General features: G+C 66.7%; 21 protein-coding genes. 10 read left to right on the top strand and 11 right to left on the bottom strand.

What is annotated here, in order from left to right:
- Positions 1 to 79 precede the first annotated feature (79 nt).
- From ABG80_RS22820 to ABG80_RS12880, 6 genes are read right to left on the bottom strand one after another with little or no spacing between them, the layout of a single operon-like run.
- Positions 80 to 463, bottom strand: coding sequence for a DUF3613 domain-containing protein (locus ABG80_RS22820; RefSeq protein WP_058088014.1), 384 nt, complete (start codon positions 461 to 463; stop codon positions 80 to 82).
- Positions 460 to 1,206, bottom strand: coding sequence for a tetratricopeptide repeat protein (locus ABG80_RS22815; RefSeq protein WP_058088013.1), 747 nt, complete (start codon positions 1,204 to 1,206; stop codon positions 460 to 462). Before ABG80_RS22815 ends, ABG80_RS22820 begins: the two co-directional genes overlap by 4 nt.
- Entirely contained in the window at positions 1,203 to 2,114 is a 912-nt protein-coding gene (locus ABG80_RS12895; protein ID WP_058088012.1) for a type II secretion system F family protein, read from the bottom strand. Before ABG80_RS12895 ends, ABG80_RS22815 begins: the two co-directional genes overlap by 4 nt.
- A 10-nt stretch (positions 2,115 to 2,124) precedes the next feature.
- Entirely contained in the window at positions 2,125 to 3,027 is a 903-nt protein-coding gene (locus tag ABG80_RS12890) for a type II secretion system F family protein (RefSeq protein WP_058088011.1), read from the bottom strand.
- A gap of 18 nt (positions 3,028 to 3,045) precedes the next feature.
- On the bottom strand, positions 3,046 to 4,329 hold the full coding sequence (locus ABG80_RS12885) for a CpaF family protein (RefSeq protein ID WP_058088010.1): 1,284 nt from the start codon (positions 4,327 to 4,329) through the stop codon (positions 3,046 to 3,048).
- Between the two features lie 10 nt (positions 4,330 to 4,339).
- A complete protein-coding gene (locus ABG80_RS12880) occupies positions 4,340 to 5,242 on the bottom strand; it encodes an AAA family ATPase (RefSeq protein ID WP_058088009.1) in 903 nt (300 codons plus the stop codon).
- A 20-nt stretch (positions 5,243 to 5,262) separates the two neighbouring features.
- Between ABG80_RS12880 and ABG80_RS12875 the strand changes: the two genes are divergently transcribed.
- Positions 5,263 to 5,652 carry a radical SAM family protein gene (locus ABG80_RS12875; RefSeq protein WP_058088008.1) on the top strand — a complete coding sequence of 130 codons (390 nt, stop codon included), beginning with the start codon at positions 5,263 to 5,265 and terminating at the stop codon, positions 5,650 to 5,652.
- 69 nt (positions 5,653 to 5,721) lie between these two features.
- On the opposite strand, the gene ABG80_RS12870 is transcribed toward ABG80_RS12875, so the two are convergent.
- Positions 5,722 to 7,575, bottom strand: coding sequence for a M48 family metalloprotease (locus ABG80_RS12870; protein ID WP_058088007.1), 1,854 nt, complete (start codon positions 7,573 to 7,575; stop codon positions 5,722 to 5,724).
- 103 nt (positions 7,576 to 7,678) lie between these two features.
- Between ABG80_RS12870 and ABG80_RS12865 the strand changes: the two genes are divergently transcribed.
- Positions 7,679 to 9,145, top strand: coding sequence for an argininosuccinate synthase (locus ABG80_RS12865; protein ID WP_083506065.1), 1,467 nt, complete (start codon positions 7,679 to 7,681; stop codon positions 9,143 to 9,145).
- Positions 9,146 to 9,209: 64 nt separating this feature from the next.
- Positions 9,210 to 9,527 (top strand): pyrimidine/purine nucleoside phosphorylase, encoded by a 318-nt coding sequence (gene ppnP / locus ABG80_RS12860; protein ID WP_058088192.1) that lies wholly within the window; start codon positions 9,210 to 9,212, stop codon positions 9,525 to 9,527.
- Between the two features lie 140 nt (positions 9,528 to 9,667).
- Here the strand turns inward: ppnP and ABG80_RS12855 are convergent, their stop codons facing one another.
- The 3 genes from ABG80_RS12855 to murB all read right to left on the bottom strand — a co-directional run bounded on the left by ABG80_RS12855 (position 9,668) and on the right by murB (position 12,218).
- A complete protein-coding gene (locus ABG80_RS12855; protein WP_152987615.1) occupies positions 9,668 to 10,159 on the bottom strand; it encodes a hypothetical protein in 492 nt (163 codons plus the stop codon).
- Positions 10,160 to 10,179: 20 nt separating this feature from the next.
- Complete coding sequence (locus ABG80_RS12850) at positions 10,180 to 11,091, bottom strand: CsgG/HfaB family protein (protein ID WP_058088005.1); 912 nt, start codon at positions 11,089 to 11,091, stop codon at positions 10,180 to 10,182.
- A gap of 110 nt (positions 11,092 to 11,201) precedes the next feature.
- A complete protein-coding gene (gene murB / locus ABG80_RS12845) occupies positions 11,202 to 12,218 on the bottom strand; it encodes a UDP-N-acetylmuramate dehydrogenase (RefSeq protein WP_058088191.1) in 1,017 nt (338 codons plus the stop codon).
- 44 nt (positions 12,219 to 12,262) lie between these two features.
- Between murB and ABG80_RS12840 the strand changes: the two genes are divergently transcribed.
- Together ABG80_RS12840 and ABG80_RS12835 are read left to right on the top strand one after the other, a co-directional pair.
- Positions 12,263 to 12,754, top strand: a complete 492-nt coding sequence (locus tag ABG80_RS12840) for a YajQ family cyclic di-GMP-binding protein (RefSeq protein ID WP_058088004.1) — start codon at positions 12,263 to 12,265, stop codon at positions 12,752 to 12,754.
- A 91-nt stretch (positions 12,755 to 12,845) separates the two neighbouring features.
- Positions 12,846 to 13,499 carry a retropepsin-like aspartic protease family protein gene (locus ABG80_RS12835; RefSeq protein ID WP_058088003.1) on the top strand — a complete coding sequence of 218 codons (654 nt, stop codon included), beginning with the start codon at positions 12,846 to 12,848 and terminating at the stop codon, positions 13,497 to 13,499.
- Between the two features lie 71 nt (positions 13,500 to 13,570).
- On the opposite strand, the gene ABG80_RS12830 is transcribed toward ABG80_RS12835, so the two are convergent.
- Positions 13,571 to 14,431, bottom strand: coding sequence for an MBL fold metallo-hydrolase (locus ABG80_RS12830; RefSeq protein WP_058088190.1), 861 nt, complete (start codon positions 14,429 to 14,431; stop codon positions 13,571 to 13,573).
- Positions 14,432 to 14,546: 115 nt separating this feature from the next.
- Here ABG80_RS12830 and ABG80_RS12825 point away from each other — a divergent pair, with 115 nt between their 5' ends.
- From ABG80_RS12825 to ABG80_RS12805, 5 genes are all read left to right on the top strand, one after another.
- Complete coding sequence (locus ABG80_RS12825) at positions 14,547 to 15,308, top strand: pseudouridine synthase (RefSeq protein ID WP_058088002.1); 762 nt, start codon at positions 14,547 to 14,549, stop codon at positions 15,306 to 15,308.
- 17 nt (positions 15,309 to 15,325) lie between these two features.
- The gene (locus ABG80_RS12820) at positions 15,326 to 16,312 is read left to right on the top strand and encodes a bifunctional riboflavin kinase/FAD synthetase (protein ID WP_058088001.1); all 987 of its coding nucleotides are present in this window, start codon (positions 15,326 to 15,328) and stop codon (positions 16,310 to 16,312) included.
- Between the two features lie 307 nt (positions 16,313 to 16,619).
- Complete coding sequence (ileS, locus tag ABG80_RS12815) at positions 16,620 to 19,466, top strand: isoleucine--tRNA ligase (protein WP_058088189.1); 2,847 nt, start codon at positions 16,620 to 16,622, stop codon at positions 19,464 to 19,466.
- Between the two features lie 2 nt (positions 19,467 to 19,468).
- Positions 19,469 to 19,975 carry a signal peptidase II gene (gene lspA / locus ABG80_RS12810; protein WP_058088000.1) on the top strand — a complete coding sequence of 169 codons (507 nt, stop codon included), beginning with the start codon at positions 19,469 to 19,471 and terminating at the stop codon, positions 19,973 to 19,975.
- Positions 19,976 to 20,121: 146 nt separating this feature from the next.
- Positions 20,122 to 21,312 (top strand): efflux RND transporter periplasmic adaptor subunit, encoded by a 1,191-nt coding sequence (locus tag ABG80_RS12805; RefSeq protein ID WP_058087999.1) that lies wholly within the window; start codon positions 20,122 to 20,124, stop codon positions 21,310 to 21,312.
- The last annotated feature ends 14 nt before the right edge of the window (positions 21,313 to 21,326 follow it).

Genomic DNA, 21,326 nt, shown 5'->3' with positions numbered 1-21,326 from the left:
CGTGGGTGCTGGGCGTGCTGGCTGGCTGGCATCGGACTGTCGTGGGATGAAGCTGTTTAATGAGGCTTGTTAAGCGTACTCATTTGTTGGCTGGCAGGCTTTCCCTCAATTGCTGGGGAATGTCGACTTCGAAGGTGCGCAGGTAGCGATCGTGAACACGGCGCAAGGCAGGGCCTGACAGGGTCGGCCGTGTGGCCGAGGCCTGTTCGCGACTGCTTTGGCTTTGCAGCCATTGACGGGTGGCCCGGCCGGTTTCCGGCAGCTGCCGCCTTTGCTCAAGCTGCCATTCCTCGGTGCTGAAGGGCTCGGTTGCCGGGGCGGCGGTGGCGGGCGTCGCGTCGGCCTGCGTGGCGCGAGCGCTTTGGCAAACGAACAGGGCGGTCAGCAGGGCAGCGCCCAGCACCCACGGCTGTTCGGTCCAGGCGCGTGATGCGCGGCGGTTGGTGGCGGTGGGCTGTTTCATGGTTGGGCGGGTGTGGAGGCGGGAGCGGACGGGGGCTGAACGGGGGCAGGCAGGTCGGCACTGGATTGCGCCAGGCGAGCCACGGTGGCGGCATCCAGTCCCAGCGACGCGGCGAGTTCGCGGGCTTTGTCGGCGCGGCCTTCGCGCAGCGTCAGCAACACGAGGTTGCGGGCGGCTCGGGCATCGCCGGGTGCGAGCTCCAGCACGGTGAGGAATTCGAAACGGGCGTCGTCGTGGCGTTGGGCCAGCAGCAGGGCGTAGCCGAGGTCGTTGCGCACGCGGGCGTCGGTGGGCTGCAGGTTGCGGGCGCGCTCCAGCGACGCGATGCTCTCGGTTGACTGGCCACGCTGCGCTTGCAGCAAACCGAGTCCATGCCAGGCACGCCCCTGCAGGCAGCCGCCGAGCAGGCTTCGGTAAAGGGTCTCGGCCTGCGCAGGTTTGTCGATGCGCCGCAGCGCGTCGGCACGGGCCAGGTCCACCTGCGGCGGGCGCACCCCTTGTGCTGCGAGCGCGTCGAGCTGGGCCAGCGCCGCGTAGGGCTTGCCCTCGCGCAGCAGCTGTTCGATGCCGGCCAGGCGAGTGTTGTCGGTCGGGTTGAGCTCGCTGCCACAGGCGCCGCCTGCCAGGGTGCCAGCCGGCGTGACAGGAGGCAGCGCGCATCCGGTGAGGCTGCCCATGAGCAGTGCCAAGCCAAGCAGCTTGCGCAGGCGCGTCGTCGAGGGGGGCAGGTGTGGGGCGCTCATGACATCCTCTTGAGGGCGTTGATCAGCGCCAGGAAGCCAGGTCCAGCCAGGAACAGCAGCAGGGCCGGGAACATGAACAGCATCATCACGATGCTGAGCTTGGCCGACATCTTGCCCACCTTGTCGCGCAGGCTGGTCATGCGCCGCTCTTCCATCATCTTGACGTAGCGCATCAGCGATTCGCGCAGGTTGCCGCCGTAGCGTGCGGCCTGCTTGAGCATGGCAACGGTTTCCGTCAGCTCGTCGACTTCGAGGCGGCGGGCCAGCTCTTCGAGCGCGTCACCGCGCTCCTGGCCGTGCTGGATGCGCTGCAGCACCCAGGCGAATTCGTCGGCCAGGTTGGGCGTGACCTGGCGGCCCTGTTCGCTGATGGCTTTGAGCGTGTGTTCCAGAGACAGTCCCGCGTCAAAGAGCAGCCGCATCAGGTTGAGTGCCACCGGCATCTCTTCGCGGATGGCCAGCCTGCGTCGCTCGGCCAGGTTGCGCAAGATGGCGCGTGGGGCGATGTAGCCCACGGTCAGGCCGGCAAAGGCGGAGTGGAACATGGGCCAGCCCTTGGCCGACCCGATCAAGGCGCTCAGCACGGCCAGCACCAGCGGGGCCACCCACAGCGAGGTGTAGACGCGCGAGCGAAGTGCGTCGTCCATCAGCGCAGCCTGGCGAATCAGCAGCTCGATCTCCTGCATGTCCGAGCCCGGCAGGCGCTCGAGCATGCGGCGAAAGCGCCGAGTCAGTCGGGCCATGCCACTCACGCGCCGCTGTTGCAGCCAGGCGCTTTCGTCGTCGGCCTCGAGCACCTCGTTGAAGCGCTTCTCGGCCTCGGGCTGCGCGCCTTCGTCGCGGGTGAGCGTCAGCAGCACCCAGGCCAGGGACAGGAGCATCGCAGCGAGCAACCACCAGATCAGCATGCCATCGTCCTCACAGGCTCTTGATCATGCGCCACATCACGAGCGCGCCCAGGGCCTGCAGGGCGGCGGCCACCACCAGCACGACCTGTCCGGTGCTGTTGTCCCACATGGTCATCATGTACTTGGGGTTCTGCCAGAGCATGTAGGCCACCAGCACGCCGGGCGTCAGTCCCAGCACCCAGGCCGTGACACGCGTCTCGCCGGTCAGGGCCTTGAGTTCTTCCTGGGCCTGCTGGCGCTGGCGGATCATGCTGACGATGCTCTCGAGCATCTCGCGTGGGCTGCCGCCGTAGACGCGCGAACTGTGGATGGTCAGCGCCAGCAAGTGCAACTCCTTGATGTCGTAGAACTGCGCGGCCTCGCGGAAGGCATCGCCCAGGTCAACGCCCAGCTCGACGTTCTGCTGCGCTCTCACCACCACGCTGCGCAGGGGTTCGCGCAGGTCCTCGGTGGCCATCTTGATGGCGCCTTCGATGTTGCGGCCCGTGACCAGGCCACGCACGACCTGGTCGATGAACAGCGGGATCTGCTCGACCAGGCGGTTGACCTTCTGGCGGTAGCGCACTTGCGGCACCAGCACGATCACCACGGCGGCCAAGGCCCACCAGCCGATGCCGAACAAGGCACCCAAGTTCTGCCACAGCAGCACGCCCATCAGCACCACGCCGGCCAGCATGACCAGGGCCATGGTGGGCGAGAGGTTCAGCCCCACCCGTTTGAGCCACAGGTCCAGCGACGCGGTCAGCGCGCCGAGTTGCACATCGGGCTTGTGGGTTTCGTGCGGCAGGAAGGCCACCGCCGCCAGGCGCTGGTGCACCTTGGCGATCTGCTCCTGTCTTTGCGCCCGGATCATCGAGAGCACGGCGCCCAGCATCATCAGCAGGGCGATCAGGAAGAAGATGGCGCTCAGCATGGCTTCAGTCCGTCACCGTCACCACGAGCGGTGGAACTTGGTGGCCTGCTCGTCGTCCGGCAGGCGCAGCTTGGGGCTGGCCGGGCTCAGGCCGGTGGACTCGAAGGCCTTGCGATCGGGCTGGTAGACGAAGAGCTCGTTGGTGACGATGCGCTCGTCCTGCACGCCCAGCACCTCGCTGATGGCCAGCACGCGGCGGCGGCCATCGGCCAGGCGGCCCACCTGGATGACCAGGTCCAGCGCCGTGGCGATCATGTGCTTGAGGGTGACGTCCTGGCCCTGGAAGCCCGCAAAGCCCGCCAGCATTTCGAGGCGCAGCAGCGCGTCGCGCGGGCTGTTGGCGTGCACCGTGCTCATGCAGCCGTCGTGGCCGGTGTTCATGGCCTGCAGCATGTCGAGCACTTCGTGGCTGCGCACTTCGCCCAGCAGCACGCGGTCGGGGCGCATCCGCAGGGCGTTGCGCATCAGGTCGCGCGCGGTGACCTCGCCCCGGCCATCGACGTTGGGCGGGCGGGTCTCCAGGCGCACCACGTGCTCGTGGCCCAGCTGCAATTCGGCTGCGTCTTCGATGGTGACCAGGCGCTCATACGGCGAGATGCTGCGGCTGAGCACGTTGAGCAACGTGGTCTTGCCCGCGCCCGTGCCGCCGCTGATCAGGATGTTGCAGCGACGCTGGACGGCCCCTTCCAGGAACACCAGCATCTCTTCGTTGAAGGTGCCAGATGCCAGCAGGTCGGTGGCCTGCAGCGGGTCCTTGCGGAATTTGCGGATCGACAGGCAGGGGCCGTCCAGTGCCAGCGGCGGGATGATGGCGTTGACCCGGCTGCCGTCGGGCAGGCGCGCGTCCACCATCGGGCTGGACTCGTCGATGCGGCGACCCAGTGGCGCCAGGATGCGGCGGATGACGCGCAGCACGTGCTCGTCATCGATGAAGCGCATGTCGGTCTTGCTGAGGATGCCGTTGCGCTCGACGTAGATGTGGCGCGTGCCGTTGACCAGGATGTCGTTGATGCGGTCGTCGCGGATGAGCTCTTCGAGCGGGCCATAGCCGGTCAGCTCGTCGACCATCTCGCGGCTGAGGTTCTCCATCTCGTGGCGGCTCACCGGCAGGCGGTGTTCGGCCACGTACTGCTGAACCTTCGAGAGCACGAACTCCGACAGCTCTGCCTTGCCCATCTCGCCGATCGAGACGCGCTCGGTGTCGATGCGGTCGATCAGGTAGTGGTGCAGGCGCAGCTTGACGTCCTGGTAGCTGTCGCTGCTTTTCAGGCTGTAGTCGGTGGCGAGCGATCGGTAGTCCATGGCGCTCGGCTCAGGTGGTCTTGAAACGGCTGGTCAACTGGTTGAGCCAGCCAGAGCCCACATCGATGGGCTTGAGCGGTGCACGCGGGTCGTCGCCCAGGCCGATCGCGATCTTGCGGATGGCCACGGTGTACGGATCGCGCGGGGCCGAGGTGAACAGGCTCTCGCCCGAGTTCATCATCGTCAGGCGCGCCATGCCCGAGGAGGGCAGCGTGCTCAGCAGCGGGATGCCAAAGCCCTTGGCGATGGTCTCGGCATCGGGCGGCACGCTGGGCAGGTAGCGATCGACCACCAGGCTGATCTGGCCCGAGCCCATCTTGTCGACCTTGGCGTCGCGCAGCTTTTGCAGCAGGTTGCGGTTTTGCTTGCAGCTGGGCACGCTTTGCTCGACCAGCAGCAGGGTGCGGTCGGTGCGGCCCAGCAGCACGTACAAGAACTCGGAAGCTGGCACGCCGCCCAGGTTGACCACGATCTGCCTGAAGTGGCGCTTGAGCGCGCTCAGCAGCACGTACAGGTCGGCCGAGGTGATGCGGCTCATCTCCAGCGCGTCCTCCGGCATGGCCAGGATGCGCAGGCCGGTCTCGTGCTTGGGAAACGCCGTGTTGATCAGGGTTTCGTCCAGACGCCGCAGGCTGCGGATGGCGTCGACGAAGGTGTAGGTCGGCTCGATGCCCAGGTACTGCAGGCTGTCGCCCGCGGGCACGCCCAGGTCGAGCAGCAGGATCTCGTCCTTGGGGGCCTGCTCTTGCAGGGCCAGCGCCAGGTGCAGGGCGAACATCGTGGTGTCACCACCCGGGCGAGCGCTGGCCACGGCGGTCATCGCGCCTTCGCTGCCACCGTTGCCTCGTTGCGGGTCGCTCACCTCGCGCTGGGCGGCGCGGCGCACCAGGCTGATGACCTCACCGGGGCGCATGTCGGGCTAGAGGGGTCAACGTGGCGCCCATCATCCCATTTGTCAACGAGCCCGAGATCGAGCGCCTGGTGGATGCCGCGGCCGATGCGGGCGCTTGTGCCATCCACTACACCATCGTGCGTTTGCCCTGGGAGGTGTTGCCGCTGTTCCAGGGCTGGCTGGCCGACCACCTGCCGGAGCGTGCCGAGCGCGTCATGGCGCGCATCCGCGAGATGCGAGGCGGACGAGACTACGACGCGAACTTCAGCCTGCGCATGAAGGGGCAGGGCGTCTGGGCCGACCTCATCCGCCAGCGTGTCAGGGGCGCGGCGGCGAGGCGGGGCATCGGGCATGGCGGCCCGGTGCTCGATGGCTCGGCGTTCGATCCCGGTTTGCTGGGTGAGCCGCCGGCCCAGTCGAGCCTGTTCTGAACGCTGGTCAACCGGCGAGGGGCTGCGCATGGCCGGGCAGCAGCCGCGCTGCCGGACTGGGGGCCCGACTCAGCCGACGATCGGGTTGAAGGCCGAGCGCTTGACTTCGGCCATCGGCACCTCGTCGCCGATGCACAGCGGGATCGCAGGACCAGGCAAGCCCAGTTGGTGGATCAGCTGCTGGCACAGGCCAGCGCGCTGGGCGTTGTTCAGGTCAGGCACGTCCACGAAGAGCAGGTAGGCGCGTCGGTCGCTGTGCTCGGGCAGGCGCCGGCGGCACAACCAGGCCTGGCGAATGGCGGGGTGCCATCCCAGCACCTCGCGCGTGTCTTCGAGTTGCACCTCGTCGAGGTCGTGGCGCTGCAACTGGGTGAACCAGGGCGGCTCGGTCAGGGCTTCCCACACAGCGTCGTCGGCCGCCTGCGCGTCCTTGACGCGCTGGCGCCATTGTTTGAGGGCGATGGCGTCGGGCTCGGTGCCTCGTGGTGGCCGCTCCAGCCAGGTCACGGCCTTGCGTGCCGCGAAGTGGCGGTGGTCGGGCGAGCGCGACCACAGCTGATCGAGCCAGCTCAGGCGCAAGGCCGGTGGCGCGTCCTCGCAGGCTTGCACCAGGCCTAGCAGGGCATCGGCGTGGGCCGGGTTGCGCTCCAGGGCTTGTTGGTACAGCTTGACGACGTCGATGTCGCTGTGCAGGCGGCTCTCGCAGCGCGCCCACAGCACCAGCTCGTCGGTGCCCAGTGTTTCGGCGCGGGCACGCCAGCCTTCGACACGCTGCTTGAGTGCCTGCTGGCGCTGGTGCTGGGCCTTCCATGCCTTCGCCTGGTCCTTGCACCAGGCCTGGTCGAAGCGCTGAACCCACGCCTCGGCTTCGGTGCCCAGCAGCGCCAGGGCGCCCTTGCTGGACCAATCGGGCAGGTTGGCAGGCACCTTCAGGGCACCCAGGCGTTCTTTGAGCACCGGGTGGGTGTCGTCGATGTTCGAGACCTCTTTGAGCGAGCGGCGCAGGGCCTCGCGAGCGAAGCCTTCTTCTGGCGGGCTCAGCAGCAGGTGACGCAAGGCCTTGAAGGGGCCGACGGGCAGGGCGTGATCGGTGGCGCCTTGCCAGTGCTGACGCCAGAAGTGCTCGCCCATCCAGGCGCCCTTGATGTCGATTTCGACCAGTGCCGCACCAGCAGTGGCCGCCCCCACCAGCCGCGCCGAAATGCGGTCGGCCTCGTACTCGTCCTGGCGGGCCAGGGCAAAACTGCGCGCCAGGAAACGCGGCACATACCAGCTCATGAAGCGCGCGTTTAGCCAGCCGCTGATGCTGTTGTCTTCGCCCAGGCGCTCGTTCATGCGCAACCAGCTCAGTCGGGTGCGGTAGATCCAGGCGGCGAAGCGGCCATGGTTGCCGCGCAGGTGGCCGTACTCGTGGGCCAGCACGGCGCTCAGGCGCTGCACGTCCAAGGCCATCAGCAGCGGCAGGCCGATGGTCAGTCGATTGACTGGGCGACCGAGCAGGCCAAAACGTGGCACCTGCGAGATGCTGGCGTTGAAGCGGTCGTCCAGCCAGACCTCGTCCAGCCTGGGGCCCTTGACCTTGCGCCTGACCTGGCTGATGAGCTTGAACAGCGCCGGGGCCTGCTGTTTGGTGAGCCGATGGCCTTCGGGCTCGGCATCCAGGCGAACCCACAGCGATCGAAGGCTGGTCCAGGCCAGGCCGGCCGCACCGATCAGCAAGAAGATCGTGCCCCCTCGGGCGCGGCCGCTCGCGAGGTGCTGGATGGCCCATGTGGCCAGCCAGATGGACACCAGCAGGCAACCACCGATCCAGGCGTAACCCAGCCCTGCGAACCACGCCACGCGCCGCCGGTAAGCGCTGGGGTCTTCGGCGCTGAGGTATTCGTTGACGCGGACGTGGTGGACGAAGTCGGCCTGTTCCATGCGGCTTCTCCCGGGTTTCGGTGTTCTGCCCGACATTCAAGCACGGGCCAAGCAGGCCGCTGGCGTCTAGAATCCGCTGTTTCGTTCTTCTTTTTGCCTGACCATGTCCAAATCCACGAAGGCCACCTCATCCACCAAGGCCGCCAAGCCCGTGAAGGCTGCTGCCGCTCCTGTCACCGCTTCTGCCCCCGCCGTGGCCAAGAAGGCTGCTTCTGGCGTCAAGAAGGTCGTGCTGGCCTACTCCGGTGGTCTGGACACCTCCATCATCCTGAAGTGGCTGCAAGATGAGTACGGCTGCGAAGTCGTCACCTTCACCGCCGACATCGGCCAGGGCGAAGAGATCGAACCGGCGCGCGCCAAGGCCCTGAAGATGGGCATCAAGCCCGAGAACATCTTCATCGAAGACCTGCGCGAAGAGTTCGTGCGCGACTTCGTGTTCCCCATGTTCCGCGCCAACGCGCTGTATGAGGGCGAATACCTGCTGGGCACCTCCATCGCCCGCCCGCTGATCGCCAAGCGCCTGATCGAAATCGCCAAGAAGACCAAGGGCGACGCCATCAGCCACGGCGCCACCGGCAAGGGCAACGACCAGGTCCGTTTCGAGCTGGGCGCCTACGCGCTGCTGCCGGGCGTGAAGGTCATCGCCCCGTGGCGCGAGTGGGACCTGCTGAGCCGCGAAAAGCTGCTGGCCTACGCCGACAAGCACGGCATCCCGGTGGACTTCAAGAAGCGCAAGGGCGGCGCCCCGTACTCGATGGACGCCAACTTGCTGCACATCAGCTACGAAGGCGGCGTGCTGGAAGATCCGAACTTCGAGCCCGAAGCCAACATGTGGCGCTTGACCGTGTCGCCCGAGAAGGCGCCCAACAAGCCCCAGATCATCGAGCTGACCTATGCCAAGGGTGACGTGGTCGCCATCGACGGCGTGAAGATGTCGCCCGCCACCGTGCTGACCAAGCTCAACGAGATCGGCGGCAAGCACGGCATCGGCCGCCTGGACAAGGTCGAGAACCGCTATGTCGGCATGAAGAGCCGCGGCTGCTACGAAACCCCGGGCGGCACCATCTTGCTGAGCGGCCACCGCGCCATCGAATCCATCACCCTGGACCGCGAAGTCCTGGCGCTGAAGGACGACCTGATGCCGCGTTACGCCCGCATGATCTACAACGGCTACTGGTTCAGCCCCGAGCGCGAGCTGCTGCAAGGCCTGATCGACAAGAGCCAGGAAACCGTCAACGGCACCGTCAAGCTCAAGCTGTACAAGGGCACCATCCTGGTGGTGGGCCGCGAGTCCAAGACCGACAGCCTGTTCGACGCCAAGATCTCGACCTTCGACGACGACGGTGGCGCCTACAACCAGGCCGACGCAGCTGGCTTCATCAAGCTCAACGCCTTGCGCCTGCGCATTGGCGCCAACGTGAAGGGCGCGCGCGCTGCATCGACCAAGCCTGCTCGCAAGGCGGCTGGCAAGAGCGCGGTCAAGAGCGCAGGCAAGGCAGCAGCCAAGCCCGCAGCCAAGAAACCCGCTGTCAAGGCCGCTCGCCCGGTGATCAAGACGGCTTCCAAGTGAGCTCAGCCCTCAACCTGAGGCCGTGGCAGTTGCCGCGGCCTTGTTTGTTCTGAAAGACCTCAACATGACCACCACCACCCTGGCCGGCACCGTTGCCACGCAAGCCAATGTGTACTTCGACGGCAAGTGCGTTTCTCACACCGTCACCCTGGCCGACGGCACCCGCAAGTCCGTTGGCGTGATCCTGCCCGCCTCGCTGACCTTCAACACCGGCGCGCCTGAAGTCATGGAAACCGTCGCTGGCAAGGCCACCATCAAGCTGGCCGGATCTTCCGAGTGGAAGACCTATGGCGCTGGCGAAAGCTTCGACGTGCCGGGCAACTCGTCCTTCGAGATCAAGGTCGAAGGCGAGCCCTACCACTACATCTGCCATTTCGGTTGATGCCGCTTGGCCCGGTCACCTCGGTGACCGGCGCATGAAAAAAAGCCGCTGAGGATTCAGCGGCTTTTTTGTGGGCCCAAGTCGGCGTTCTTGGGCTTTTTGGCTTTCGTCGCGCCCTCATCGGGCGGCCAGAGCCATGCTCAGAGCTTGGGCTCGGGCAGCTCGTCCGGGTCGACCTTCTCACACGTCATCTGCATGGTGCCGATGAGGTCGTCGTTGAAGTCGAGCAGTTCGCCTTCGAGCTCACCTTCCTGCCGGTCGATGGCCAGCCGGATGGTGGCCAAGCGCTTGAGGTTGGGCTGCCAGACCACCCAGGTGCCGTTCAACCAGTCATGGTAGTAATGCGTGCCGGGCTGACGCAGCTTGTAGACCATGGTGTAGTCGGTCGGCGTCTGCGTGTAGTCCAGGCGCTCGCCCTTGGGCAGCACGTTCGAGCGCTGGATCAGCGCCGTCGTGTTGTTGTCCCGCAGGGCGAGGTCGAGGTGGGCTGGCTTTGATTTGCCCGAAGCCGACAGCGTGCCCTTGCACTTGACGTACAGGTGGAACTCAGCGGCTTGGGCGGTCGTGGCATGGGCCCCCAGAACAAGCAGGGCGCAGGCCACGGCCTTCCGAAGGGGTGTCGGTTGGGTCATGGCGGTGCGAGGCAAGGGCATCACTTCTTGGTGGTGGACTTGGTGGCGGGCTTGGTCGTGGCTTTGGGCTTGGCGTCCAACTCCTTCGAGGCGGCGGTTTCGCCACCTTGCACGCCCAGTCGGCCGCCGGTGCCCAGGCCGCCCTTGACCTGTTGCGCCTTGTAGTTGCGCAGCGCCTTGACCATCTGGTTGAAAGAGTCCGCGAAGGCGGCGGTGATGACCTTGCCTTGCGGGGTCTTGGCGTAACCGCCACCACCACCGCCCAGGCTGCCACCGAAGGCCGCGCCGAAGATGCCGAAGTCGTAGTTGCCGGCGGTGCCTTCTGCAGCCGAAATCTGAACGCCCGAGCGGTTGTCGATCAGCAGCAGCGTGGTCGAGGCTTCGTTCTTGCTGACGCTGCCGGCCACCAGGCCCAGGATGCCGCCACCGAAGCCACCCAGGCCGCCACCACCACCACCGGTCTTGCCGGAGAACTGGATGGACGGGCTCATGGTGTAGTCGGCCGCGACCATCTGGCCCTTCTGGAAGTTGCTGCCGGCACGGCTTTCGTCACCGCGGGCGAACTCGCGCTCGCGCATCATGTTGTTCATGGCCTTGCCGCGCTCGACGATGACGAAGCAGTTGGACTGCTGGATCATCAGACGCAGCACCGGCACGGTCGAGCCGAGCTGGTACTCGCGCAAGGTGATGTACCAGGGGGCGTTGGTGTCCTCGTCGATGGCCAGGGTGCCCAGGGTTTCGTCGCACTTCTCGAGCTGGCTGTTGTTGTTCTCGGCGGTGGCGCCACCGGCGGCGCCGCTGACGGTGCCCTTGTTTTCGCCCATGGTGGGCGCGGTGGCCAGGCAGCCCGACAGCAGGGTGGCGCAGGCGGCGGTGATGGCCAGCAGGCTCAGGCGGCCTGCGGTGGAGATGTTGCTGACAGCAAACGACATGGAAGCTCCCTCGGTGCAAATGCGTGACTCGACAAAGCGAGGGCCATTCAGGCCCCCGTCATGAACGACGGGAAGTTTAGCCCGATCAAACCGGCGTCGGGAGCCCCCCCCTAGATCACCACCGGCTCTGGCTCCAGTCGGATGCCGAAACGCCCATAAACGCTCTCCTGGATGGCTCGCGCGAGCGTCACCACTTCGGCGCCGCGGGCGTCGCCCCGGTTGACCAGCACCAGCGCCTGCTTCTCGTAGACGCCGGCCTGGCCCACGGTCTTGCCCTTCCAGCCGCAGGCGTCGATCATCCAGCCGGCGGCCAGCTTGAAACTGCCGTCGGGCATGGGGTAGTGCACGATCTCGGGGTCGCGCTGGATGATGTCGCGGCACTGCTCGGGCGTGACCACGGGGTTCTTGAAGAAGCTGCCGGCGTTGCCGATGACGGCGGGGTCGGGCAGCTTGGCGCGGCGCACGGCCACGATCCAGTCGAAGATCTGACGGGCGCTGGGGGCGGTGATGCCGGTCTCCTGCACCTTGCGTTCGAGCTCGGCATAACCCAGCATGGGCACCCAGGGGCGGGGCAGGCGCAGCCTCACCGTGGTGATCACGCTGCGGCCAGCCAGGGCCTGCTTGAAGATGCTGTCGCGGTAGTCGAACTGGCACTGTTCTCGGTTGAACGTCACGGTGCGGCCGGTCATGAGGTCAACGGCGTCGAGCGACTCGAAGCGGTCTTTGAGCTCCAGGCCGTAGGCGCCGATGTTCTGCACCGGTGCGGCGCCCACCGTGCCGGGGATCAGGGCCATGTTCTCCAGGCCGGGCAGGTCCTGGCCCAGGCACCAACTGACGAGGTCATGCCAGGCCACACCTGCACCGGCCTCGACGACCCAGGCGTCGTCGCGGGTTTCGAGCAGGCGGATGCCGGGGATCTCGACCTTGAGCACCACGGCCTTGATGTCCTGCGTGAACACCAGGTTGCTGCCGCCACCCAGGATGAACTTGCGCGCCAGGCCCAGTTCGCGGTCGTTGACCACGCGTTTGACATCGGCTTCCGAGCGGATGCGCACCAGCGTCTGCGCCACGCAGGGCAGGCCAAAGGTGTTGTAAGGCTTGAGGTTGATGCCGTTTTCCACGGACAGGGCGGTGTGCATGCGAGAATTTTCGCAGACAAAGGAGAACAACCATGCCCAGTTTTGACGCCAAGCTCGACCCGAACCTCGAATCCGTCGGCAATGCCGTGGACACCACCGCCAAGGAAATCGGCACCCGATTCGACTTCAAGGGCACCAGCGCCGCCGTCGAATTCAAGAAAAAAGAAAAGGAAGTCATCGTCTTCGGCGACAGTGATTTCCAGATCGACCAGGTCCGCGATGTGCTGTTCAACAAGCTGACCAAGCAAAAGGTCGACATCCGCTTCATGGATGTGGGCAAGGTCGAGAAGATCGGTGGCGACAAGGTCAAGCAGGTGATCAAGGTCAAGGCCGGCATCGAGGCCGAGCTGGCCAAGAAGATCACCAAGCTGATCAAGGACAGCAAGATCAAGGTCAACGCCAGCATCCAGGGCGAAGAAGTGCGCATCCAGGGCAACAAGCGCGACGACCTGCAGGCGGCCCAGGCCCTGCTGAAGAGAGAAATCACCGACGTGCCGCTGGATTTCGGCAACTACCGAGACTGATCGGTTGATGCGGACGAGGTGTCCGCGATCGGCAGCCAGCGCGCAAAGCAGGAACAAACAGGGGGAACGGGCTGTGAAACAAGATCGATCGATGACAACCTGGGGGCGCTCGGCGCTGGTGGGTGCCTGGCTGGCCAGCGTGGCCTTGTCCGCTTCGGCCCAGAGCGTGGCCATGACCGGCAGCATGGGCAGCAAGGCCTTGCTGGTGGTCGATGGCGGCGCGCCCAAGGCCCTGGCCGCTGGCGAGACCCATCGGGGCGTCAAGGTGGTGGCCGTGCGCGCCGACCAGGTCACGGTGGAGGTGGGCGGCAAGCGTCAGACCATTGACCTGGGCGGAGCGCCCGTGAGCATCGGTGGGGGCGGTGGTGGCTCTGGTGGCACGCAGATCGTGCTGACGGCCAGCTCAGGCGGGCACTTCGTCACCAGCGGCAGCATCAATGGCCGCGCCACCCAGTTCATGGTGGACACCGGGGCCACCAGCGTCGCCCTGAGCGCCGACGAGGCGCGCCGCATGGGCATCAACTACGAGCAGGGAGAGCGAGGGCAGGGCAGCACGGCCAATGGCGTGATCCCGATCTGGCGTGTCACGCTCAAGTCGCTGCGCATCCAGGATGTCGAGGTCTACGGCGTTGACGCGGTGGTGGTGCCTTCGGGCATGCCGCATGTGTTGCTGGGCAACAGCTTCCTGACTCGCTTTCAGATGAAGCGCGAGAACGACATGCTGACCTTGACCCGCCGCTTCTGAGGCGGCCCGTCTGAAGGCGGGTCCTGCAGGCGCTGGCCGGGATGGCCGGGATGGCCACGACGGCCTGCGTGTCAGGCGACGTGTTCAGCCGGGCGCGCTGGCAGGCGGTGGTCGCGCGTGCGCATGTTCGACAACTCGACCGGATCGTGGGCGGAAAACAGCGTCACCTCGTCACCATGGGCATGCTTGAGTTCGCGCAGGCGCTTCTGGTTGGCGATGCGGCTGGGGCCATGCATCTGCAGCAGGCTCTGGAACAGGCTCAGGCCGATGGGGCAGTGCGGATCGGGCTCCATCTCGCCGCGGAAGAAGTAGGCGTCGCCGCAATGCAGCAGCCAGCCCCGGTCGGTGCGCACGGCCACGCCGCAGTGGCCTTGTGTGTGACCGGTCAGGGGCACCAGCAGAACCTCTTCGTCGGTGTCGGGCAGGGCGCGCACGGCGTCGAAGCCGAACCAGCTCTCGCCCGTGACCTCGCGTGCGGCCCACTTCGGGCCATGCGCCCACTGGGCCGGGATGTAGCGGTCGCGCTCGCGGAAGTTGCTGCGCGCCATGGCGGCGTCGAGTTCGGTTTTGTAGACGTGCACCTGCGCGCCAGGGAAATCGCCCAGGCCGCCCGCGTGGTCGAGGTCCAGGTGCGTGGGCACGATGTGGCGCACGTCGCGCGGGTCCAGCCCCAGGTCGCGGATCTGCTGGATGGCCGTCTCCTGCATCAGCAGGCGAGGGCGCACCACGTTCACGAAGGGCAGCCCCAAGCGTCTCGGGTCGGTCACGTCGCCGGTTCCCAGGCCGGTGTCGACCAGGGTCAGGCCGTTGCGGCCTTCGATGAGCAAGCAGTGGCAGCACATGTGCGCCGATGCCAGCCAGCCGCCTTCGCCGTTGATCAATCGCTTGCCGATCGGGCACATGGAGCCGCAGTTGAGGTGGTGGATGCGCATGGTTTGCTGCTTCGGGAGACGGTGCGTGCGCATCATGGCAGCACAATGTCGGCTTGACCAGCGCTGTCGCGCCGCCCCTGTTCGCGTCACCCTTTTTGCCAAAAACGCCTGCCCCATGTCCCGCCGAACCCGCCTGCCTGCCGGCCACCAGCACCTTGCCGACATCCTCTTCGACCAGGGCTTTGGTGAGCGGCGTGTGTGCGATGGCCTGATCCTCAAGGGCCTGGTGCAGGTCGAAGGCGAGACAGTGGACGACCCGGACGCCGCCTACCCGGCTGACCGCCTGAACCTCGTGGTCGATGGTCAGCCCTGGGTGACCCACATTCAGGCCCTGGTGATGCTGCACAAGCCGGCTGGCTACGAATGCTCGCTCAAGCCAGGTGCCTGGCCTGGTGTGCACAACCTGCTGCCCGTGCCACTGCGTCGACGTGGTCTGCAGCCTGTGGGCCGGCTCGACCAGGACACCACCGGCTTGCTGCTGCTGACCGACGACGGCCCGCTGCTGCACAAGCTGACTTCGCCCAAGAAGAACGTGCCCAAGGTTTACGAAGTCACCTGCAAGCACCCCGTCACCCAGGTCATGTGCGACAAGCTGCTCAAGGGCGTGGTGCTGGACGACGACCCGGCGCCCGTGGCAGCCCACGCTGCCGAGCGGGTGCTGCCTGATGGCGCCCCGGCCGATGCCGCCACCGAGACCCTGCACCTGCGCCTGACCCTGCTGCAGGGCAAATATCACCAGGTCAAGCGCATGGTGGCGGCCGTTGGCAACCGGGTCGAGGGCCTGCATCGCAGCAGCATCGGGCGGCTGGCGCTGCCCGCTGACCTGGCCCCGGGCCAGTGGCGCTGGGTCGAAGACCCGGCCATCGTGCTGCCCTGAGCCGATAATCTGCCCCCATGCAAGTCTTTCGCGGTTTCCACCATGCGGCACTGGCGCCGGCCTGTGCCCTGACGATCGGCAATTTCGACGGCGTCCACCGTGGGCACCAGGCCATGCTGGCCCTGCTGCGCAACGAAGCCCAGCACCGCGGCCTGCCTGCCACCGTGCTGACCTTCGAGCCGCACCCGCGCGACTACTTCGCCGAGCTGGCGGACAAGCCCGAGCTGGCTCCGGCCCGCATCGCCACCCTGCGCGACAAGCTCTCCGAGCTGGAGCGCTGCGGCGTCGATCAGGTCGTGATCCTGCCTTTCGATGCGCGACTGGTGGCCCTGAGCCCGCAGGACTTCATCCAGCAGGTGATCGTGGACGGGTTGCACGCACGCTACGTGCTGGTGGGAGACGATTTCCGCTTCGGCGCCAAGCGCGCCGGTGACTACGCCACGCTGGACGCCGCAGGCGTGGCCCATGGCTTCGATGTCGCCCGGATGATGAGCTACGAGGTGCACGGCCTGCGTGTGTCGTCCTCGGTGGTGCGCGAGGCGCTCACCGCCGGTGACATGGCCCGCGTGGCCACGCTGCTGGGGCGCCCCTACACCGTCAGCGGCCACGTCGTGCACGGCCAAAAGCTCGGCCGCAGCCTCGATTGCCGCACGCTCAACGTTCGCTTCGGCCATGAAAAACCGGCCACCACCGGCATCTTCGTGGTCCGCACCCATGGCCTCGCAGGCCACCCGCTGGAAGGCGTGGCCAGCCTGGGCGTGCGCCCCACCGTGACCGAAGCCGGGCGCGTGCTGCTGGAGGTGCATTGCTTCGATTGGCCTGCCGACCTGGGCCTCGAAGGGGGCTACGGTAAAATCGTGCGCGTGGACCTGCTGCACAAACTCCGAGACGAAGCCCGCTACGACGGGCTGGACGCGTTGCAGGCCGCCATCCACAAGGACATCGCCGACGCCAAGGGCTTTTTCCAGGCCCAGGGCCGTCAGACCACCCGCGACCGAATTTGACGCGGGCGGCCCCGTCCGCGAGCTGCCCGGCCTGAGGCCGACAGCGCCGGACGGTGTGCAGGTCTCGCCCGCCTGCCGTCGCCTTCGCATCGGCCTGCCTCGCAGGTCGCTGCACCCGAATCCCCCATGACCGTGGCAACCGGGGTGCGCTCAACCTGACGCACGCCTGGGCCGCAGTCGGACCCAAGAGATCGCCATGAGCCAAGACAACAACGCCAAGCCCGGCAAGAACCAGCAAGATGCCAAGAAAGGCGGCGGCAAGCCCTCGGAGGCAGTGCCCGAGTCGAAGTACCGTGCCACGCTGAACATGCCCGACACCCCCTTCCCGATGCGGGGTGACTTGCCCAAGCGCGAGCCGGCTTGGGTGGCCGAGTGGGAAAAGAACGACCTCTACGGCAAGCTGCGCGCCGCACGCCAGGGCGCGCCCAAGTTCGTGCTGCACGACGGCCCGCCTTACGCCAACGGCAACATCCACATCGGGCACGCCGTCAACAAGGTGCTCAAGGACATGATCGTCAAGGCGCGCCAGTTGGCCGGCTTCGACGCCAGCTACATCCCCGGATGGGACTGTCACGGCCTGCCCATCGAGAACCAGATCGAGAAGACCTTCGGTCGCAACCTCAGCCGCGATGACGTGCAGGCCAAGGCCCGCGCCTACGCCGCCGAGCAGATCGACGGCCAGCGCACCGACTTCAAGCGCCTGGGTGTGCTGGGCGACTGGTCCCACCCCTACCTGACGATGAACTTCGGCAACGAGGCCAACGAGATCCGGGCTCTCAAGAAGATCATGGATCGCGGCTACGTGTACCGGGGTCTGAAGCCCGTGTACTGGTGCTTTGACTGCGGCTCTTCGCTGGCCGAGTTCGAGATCGAATACGCCGACAAGAAGTCGCAGACGCTGGACGTGGCCTTCCTGAGCGCCGAGCCTGAAAAGCTGGCAGCCGCCTTCGGCCTGCCGTCGCTGAGCAAGGAAGCCTTCGCCGTGATCTGGACCACCACCGCGTGGACCATCCCGGCCAACCAGGCGCTGAACGTGCACGCCGAACTGAGCTACGCCCTGGTCGACACCCCCAAGGGACTGCTGGTGCTGGCCGAGTCGCTGGTTGAGAAGGCCTGTGAGCGTTACGGCTTCGCGGCCGATGACTGCAAGGTGGTCGCCACCACCTCTGGTGCCAAGCTCGAAGGCCTGAAGTTCAAGCACCCGCTGTCGCATGTGCATGCTGGCTACGACCGCACCAGCCCCGTCTACCTGGCCGAATACGTCAGCGCCGAAGACGGCACGGGCATCGTGCACGCCGCACCGGCCTATGGCGTGGACGACTTCAACAGCTGCGTGGCCCACGGCATGAAGTTCGACGACATCCTCAACCCTGTGCAGGGCAACGGTGTCTACGAAGCCGAGCTGCCGCTGTTCGGCGGCCAGCACATCTGGAAGGCCGCACCCGTGGTGCTCGAGACCCTGCGCGAGCACGGTCGCCTGCTCGCCTCCAAAGACATCGTCCACAGCTACCCGCACTGCTGGCGCCACAAGACGCCGGTGATCTTCCGCGCCGCCGCTCAGTGGTTTGTGCGCATGGACGAAGGCGAGGGCGTGTTCACCGCCGACAAGGCTCCCAAGACCCTGCGCCAGACCGCGCTCGACGCCATCGACCAGACCACCTTCTACCCCGAGAGCGGCCGCGCCCGCCTGCGCGACATGATCGCCAACCGACCCGACTGGTGCATCAGCCGCCAGCGCAACTGGGGCGTGCCGCTGCCTTTCTTCCTGCACAAGGTGACGGGCGAACTGCACCCCGACACGCCCGCGCTGATGGAGCGCGCCGCACAGTTGGTGGAGCAGGGCGGCGTCGAGGCCTGGTCCAAGCTAGACCCCGCCGAGTGGCTGGGCGCAGAGCAGGCCGCCGAGTACAGCAAGTCCACCGACATCCTCGACGTGTGGTTCGACTCGGGCACCACCTTCTTTCATGTGCTCAATGCCCAGAACGGCAGCCACCCGAACGCCGGCCACCACCAGGGCCCCGAGGCCGACCTCTACCTCGAAGGCCACGACCAGCACCGCGGCTGGTTCCACAGCTCGTTGCTGGCCGCTTGTGCCATCTATGGCCACGCGCCCTACAAGGGCCTGCTGACCCACGGCTTCACCGTCGACGGCCAAGGCCGCAAGATGTCGAAGTCGGTGGGCAACACCGTGGCGCCGCAAGAGATCAGCAACAAGATGGGCGCCGAGATCATCCGCCTGTGGGCGGCCTCGACCGACTACTCGGGTGACCTGGGCATCGACGACAAGATCCTCGCCCGCGTGGTGGACGGCTACCGCCGCATCCGCAACACGCTGCGCTTCCTGCTGGCCAACACGTCAGATTTCAACCCTGAAACCGACGCGGTGCCTTTGAGCGAGCTGCTGGAGATCGACCGCTACGCGCTGGCCCGTGCCTCGCAGTTGCAGGAAGACATCCTGGCCCACTACGAGCGCTACGAGTTCCACCCCGTGGTGGCCAAGCTGCAGGTCTACTGCTCGGAAGACCTGGGTGCCTTCTACCTCGACGTGCTCAAAGACCGGCTCTACACCAGCGCCGCCAAGAGCCACGCCCGCCGCGCCGCGCAGACCGCGCTGTGGCACATCACGAACGGCATGCTGCGCTGGATGGCGCCCTTCCTGAGCTTCACGGCCGAGGAGGCCTGGCAGGTCTTCAAGGGCCTCAACAACCCCAGCATCAGCCTCTTCACCGAGACCTACTGGGACTTCCACGAGGCCGACAAGGACACCGAGCTGCTGGCCAAGTGGTCGCGCATCCGCGCACTGCGCGAAGAAGCCAACCGCCGCATAGAAGACGTGCGCACGCGCGGTGAGGTGGGTGCTTCGCTGCAAGCCAAGCTGTTCATCACCATCGGCACGCAGGACGAGCAGGGCGCGCGCCTGCTGGCCGACCTGCGCAGCCTGGGCGATGACCTGAAGTTCGTGCTCATCGTCTCCGAGGTCGAACTGGCCGAAGGGCACTCGACGCAAATCGAGGTCAACCCGTCTCATGCCGTCAAGTGCGAGCGCTGCTGGCACTACCGCGACGACGTCGGCGTCAACCCCGAGCACCCGACGATCTGCGGCCGTTGCGACAGCAACCTGCACGGCGCGGGCGAACACCGCGAGCACGCCTGACCATGGCCAAAACTTCCAGCTCCTCGCTGATGCCTTGGCTGGGCATCGCCGCGATCATCATCCTGGCCGACCAGTTCACCAAGGTGCTGGTCATCGGGGCGTTCGACCTCGGCCACAGCCAGCCGGTCACGTCCTTCTTCAACCTCGTGCGGGTGCACAACACGGGTGCGGCCTTCTCGTTCCTGGCCCACGCGGGGGGCTGGCAGCGCTGGTTCTTCGTGGGGCTGGGCGCGGTGGCCACGGGCTTCATCGTCTACATGCTGCGCCAGCATGGTGGACAAAAGCTGTTCGCCTGGGCGCTGACGCTGATCCTGGGAGGTGCCATCGGCAACGTGATCGACCGGCTCATCCATGGCTACGTCGTCGACTTCCTGGACTTCCACTGGGCCTTCCTGTCGCCGATGTTCCCGGGAGGGCACTTCCCGGCCTTCAACATCGCGGACTGCGGCATCACCATCGGGGCGATGTTGCTGATCCTGGATGAGTTGCGCCGCGTGCGGCGGGGCTGAGCGCTTCCGTGACGCCAAAAGGGCGCTTGCGTGGTGACATGCAAGCGCCCTTTGCGCATGCCTTTACGCGATCTTTGCATGGCCCTTTGCCAGGCACGTGCTTCACGGGCCTTTACGATCGGGCGCAACACCAAGCCTGATCACCCATGCCTGTCCTGACCTCTCGACGCTGGATCGCCGGCGTCGTCCTCATCGCCTGCGGCGCCGCCGCGCTCGTGCTCTGGCCCCACCGCGCATCGGTGGCCCAGAACCAGAAGGCCGATGCCGGCAAGGCAGCGCCCCCGGTGCCCGTGCGCGTGGCCCAGGCCGTGGTGCAGGACCTGCCCCTGGCCATCAGCGCCGTCGGGCAGGTGCAGGCGGTGCGTCAGGCGGTGGTGCGGGCGCGCATCGAGGGGCTGCTGACCGAGGTGAACTTCGCTGAAGGGCAACCCGTCAGGCAAGGCCAGGTGCTGGCCCGCATCGATGACCGCAGCCTGCAGGCCCAGGTGGACCAGGCCGAAGCCGAGCTCAAGCGCCTGCGGGCCCAACTGCAACTGGCCGAGCTCGACCTCAAGCGCTACCAGGGCCTGGCCGAGCAATCGGCCGTGTCCACGCAGCAGCGCGACCAGCAGCAGGCCCAGGTCGACCAACTGCGCGCCCAGGTGCAATCGCAGCAGGCCAGCCTCAGCCAGGTGCGCACCCAGCTGTCCTACACCGCCATCACGGCGCCATTCAGCGGTCGGGCAGGCCTGCGGCTGGTGGACGTGGGCAACATCGTTCGCCCCTCTGATGCACAGGGCATCGTGACCCTGGCCCAGACCGAGCCACTGACCGTGGTCTTCAGCGTGCCCCAGGCCCGCCTGGCCGATGTGCGCAATGCGCTGGCGCAACCCAAAGGCGCGGTGATCAGCGTGTCCGAGCGAGAAGGCGGCGCGAGCCTGGCGCAAGGTCGCCTGCGTTCGGCCGACAACGCGGTGGACGCGGGCTCCGGCACGCTCAAGCTCAAGGCCGAGCTGGCCCCGGCAGGCGACCGCCTGTGGCCTGGTCAGTTCGTGGCCGTGAGCCTGAACACCGGCGCGCTGCCCGGGGCCCTTACGGTGCCTGCCAAGGCGGTGCAGCGCGGGCTCAAGGGCTCGTTCGTGTGGCGGGTCGTTCAGGGCGAGGCGCAGATGGTGGCCGTGCAGCCGGCCTGGCAGTCCGATGTGGTGGTGGTCGTCAAACCCGCGGCCGACGGCCTGAAAGCGGGCGACCAGGTGGTGGTGGACGGGCAGTCGCGCCTCAAACCCAAGGTCCGCGTCAAGCTGGTGGCTGAGCGCGGGACGGCGGCCGCCGAAGCCACCTCTGCTGGCAAGCCATGAGTCGGGTTCAGCAT

The organism is Aquabacterium parvum (assembly GCF_001447195.1).
Classification (GTDB): domain Bacteria; phylum Pseudomonadota; class Gammaproteobacteria; order Burkholderiales; family Burkholderiaceae_C; genus Aquabacterium; species Aquabacterium parvum.
Note: the sequence above shows the minus strand (reverse complement) of the source record. Positions and strands in the feature narration are given on the sequence as shown.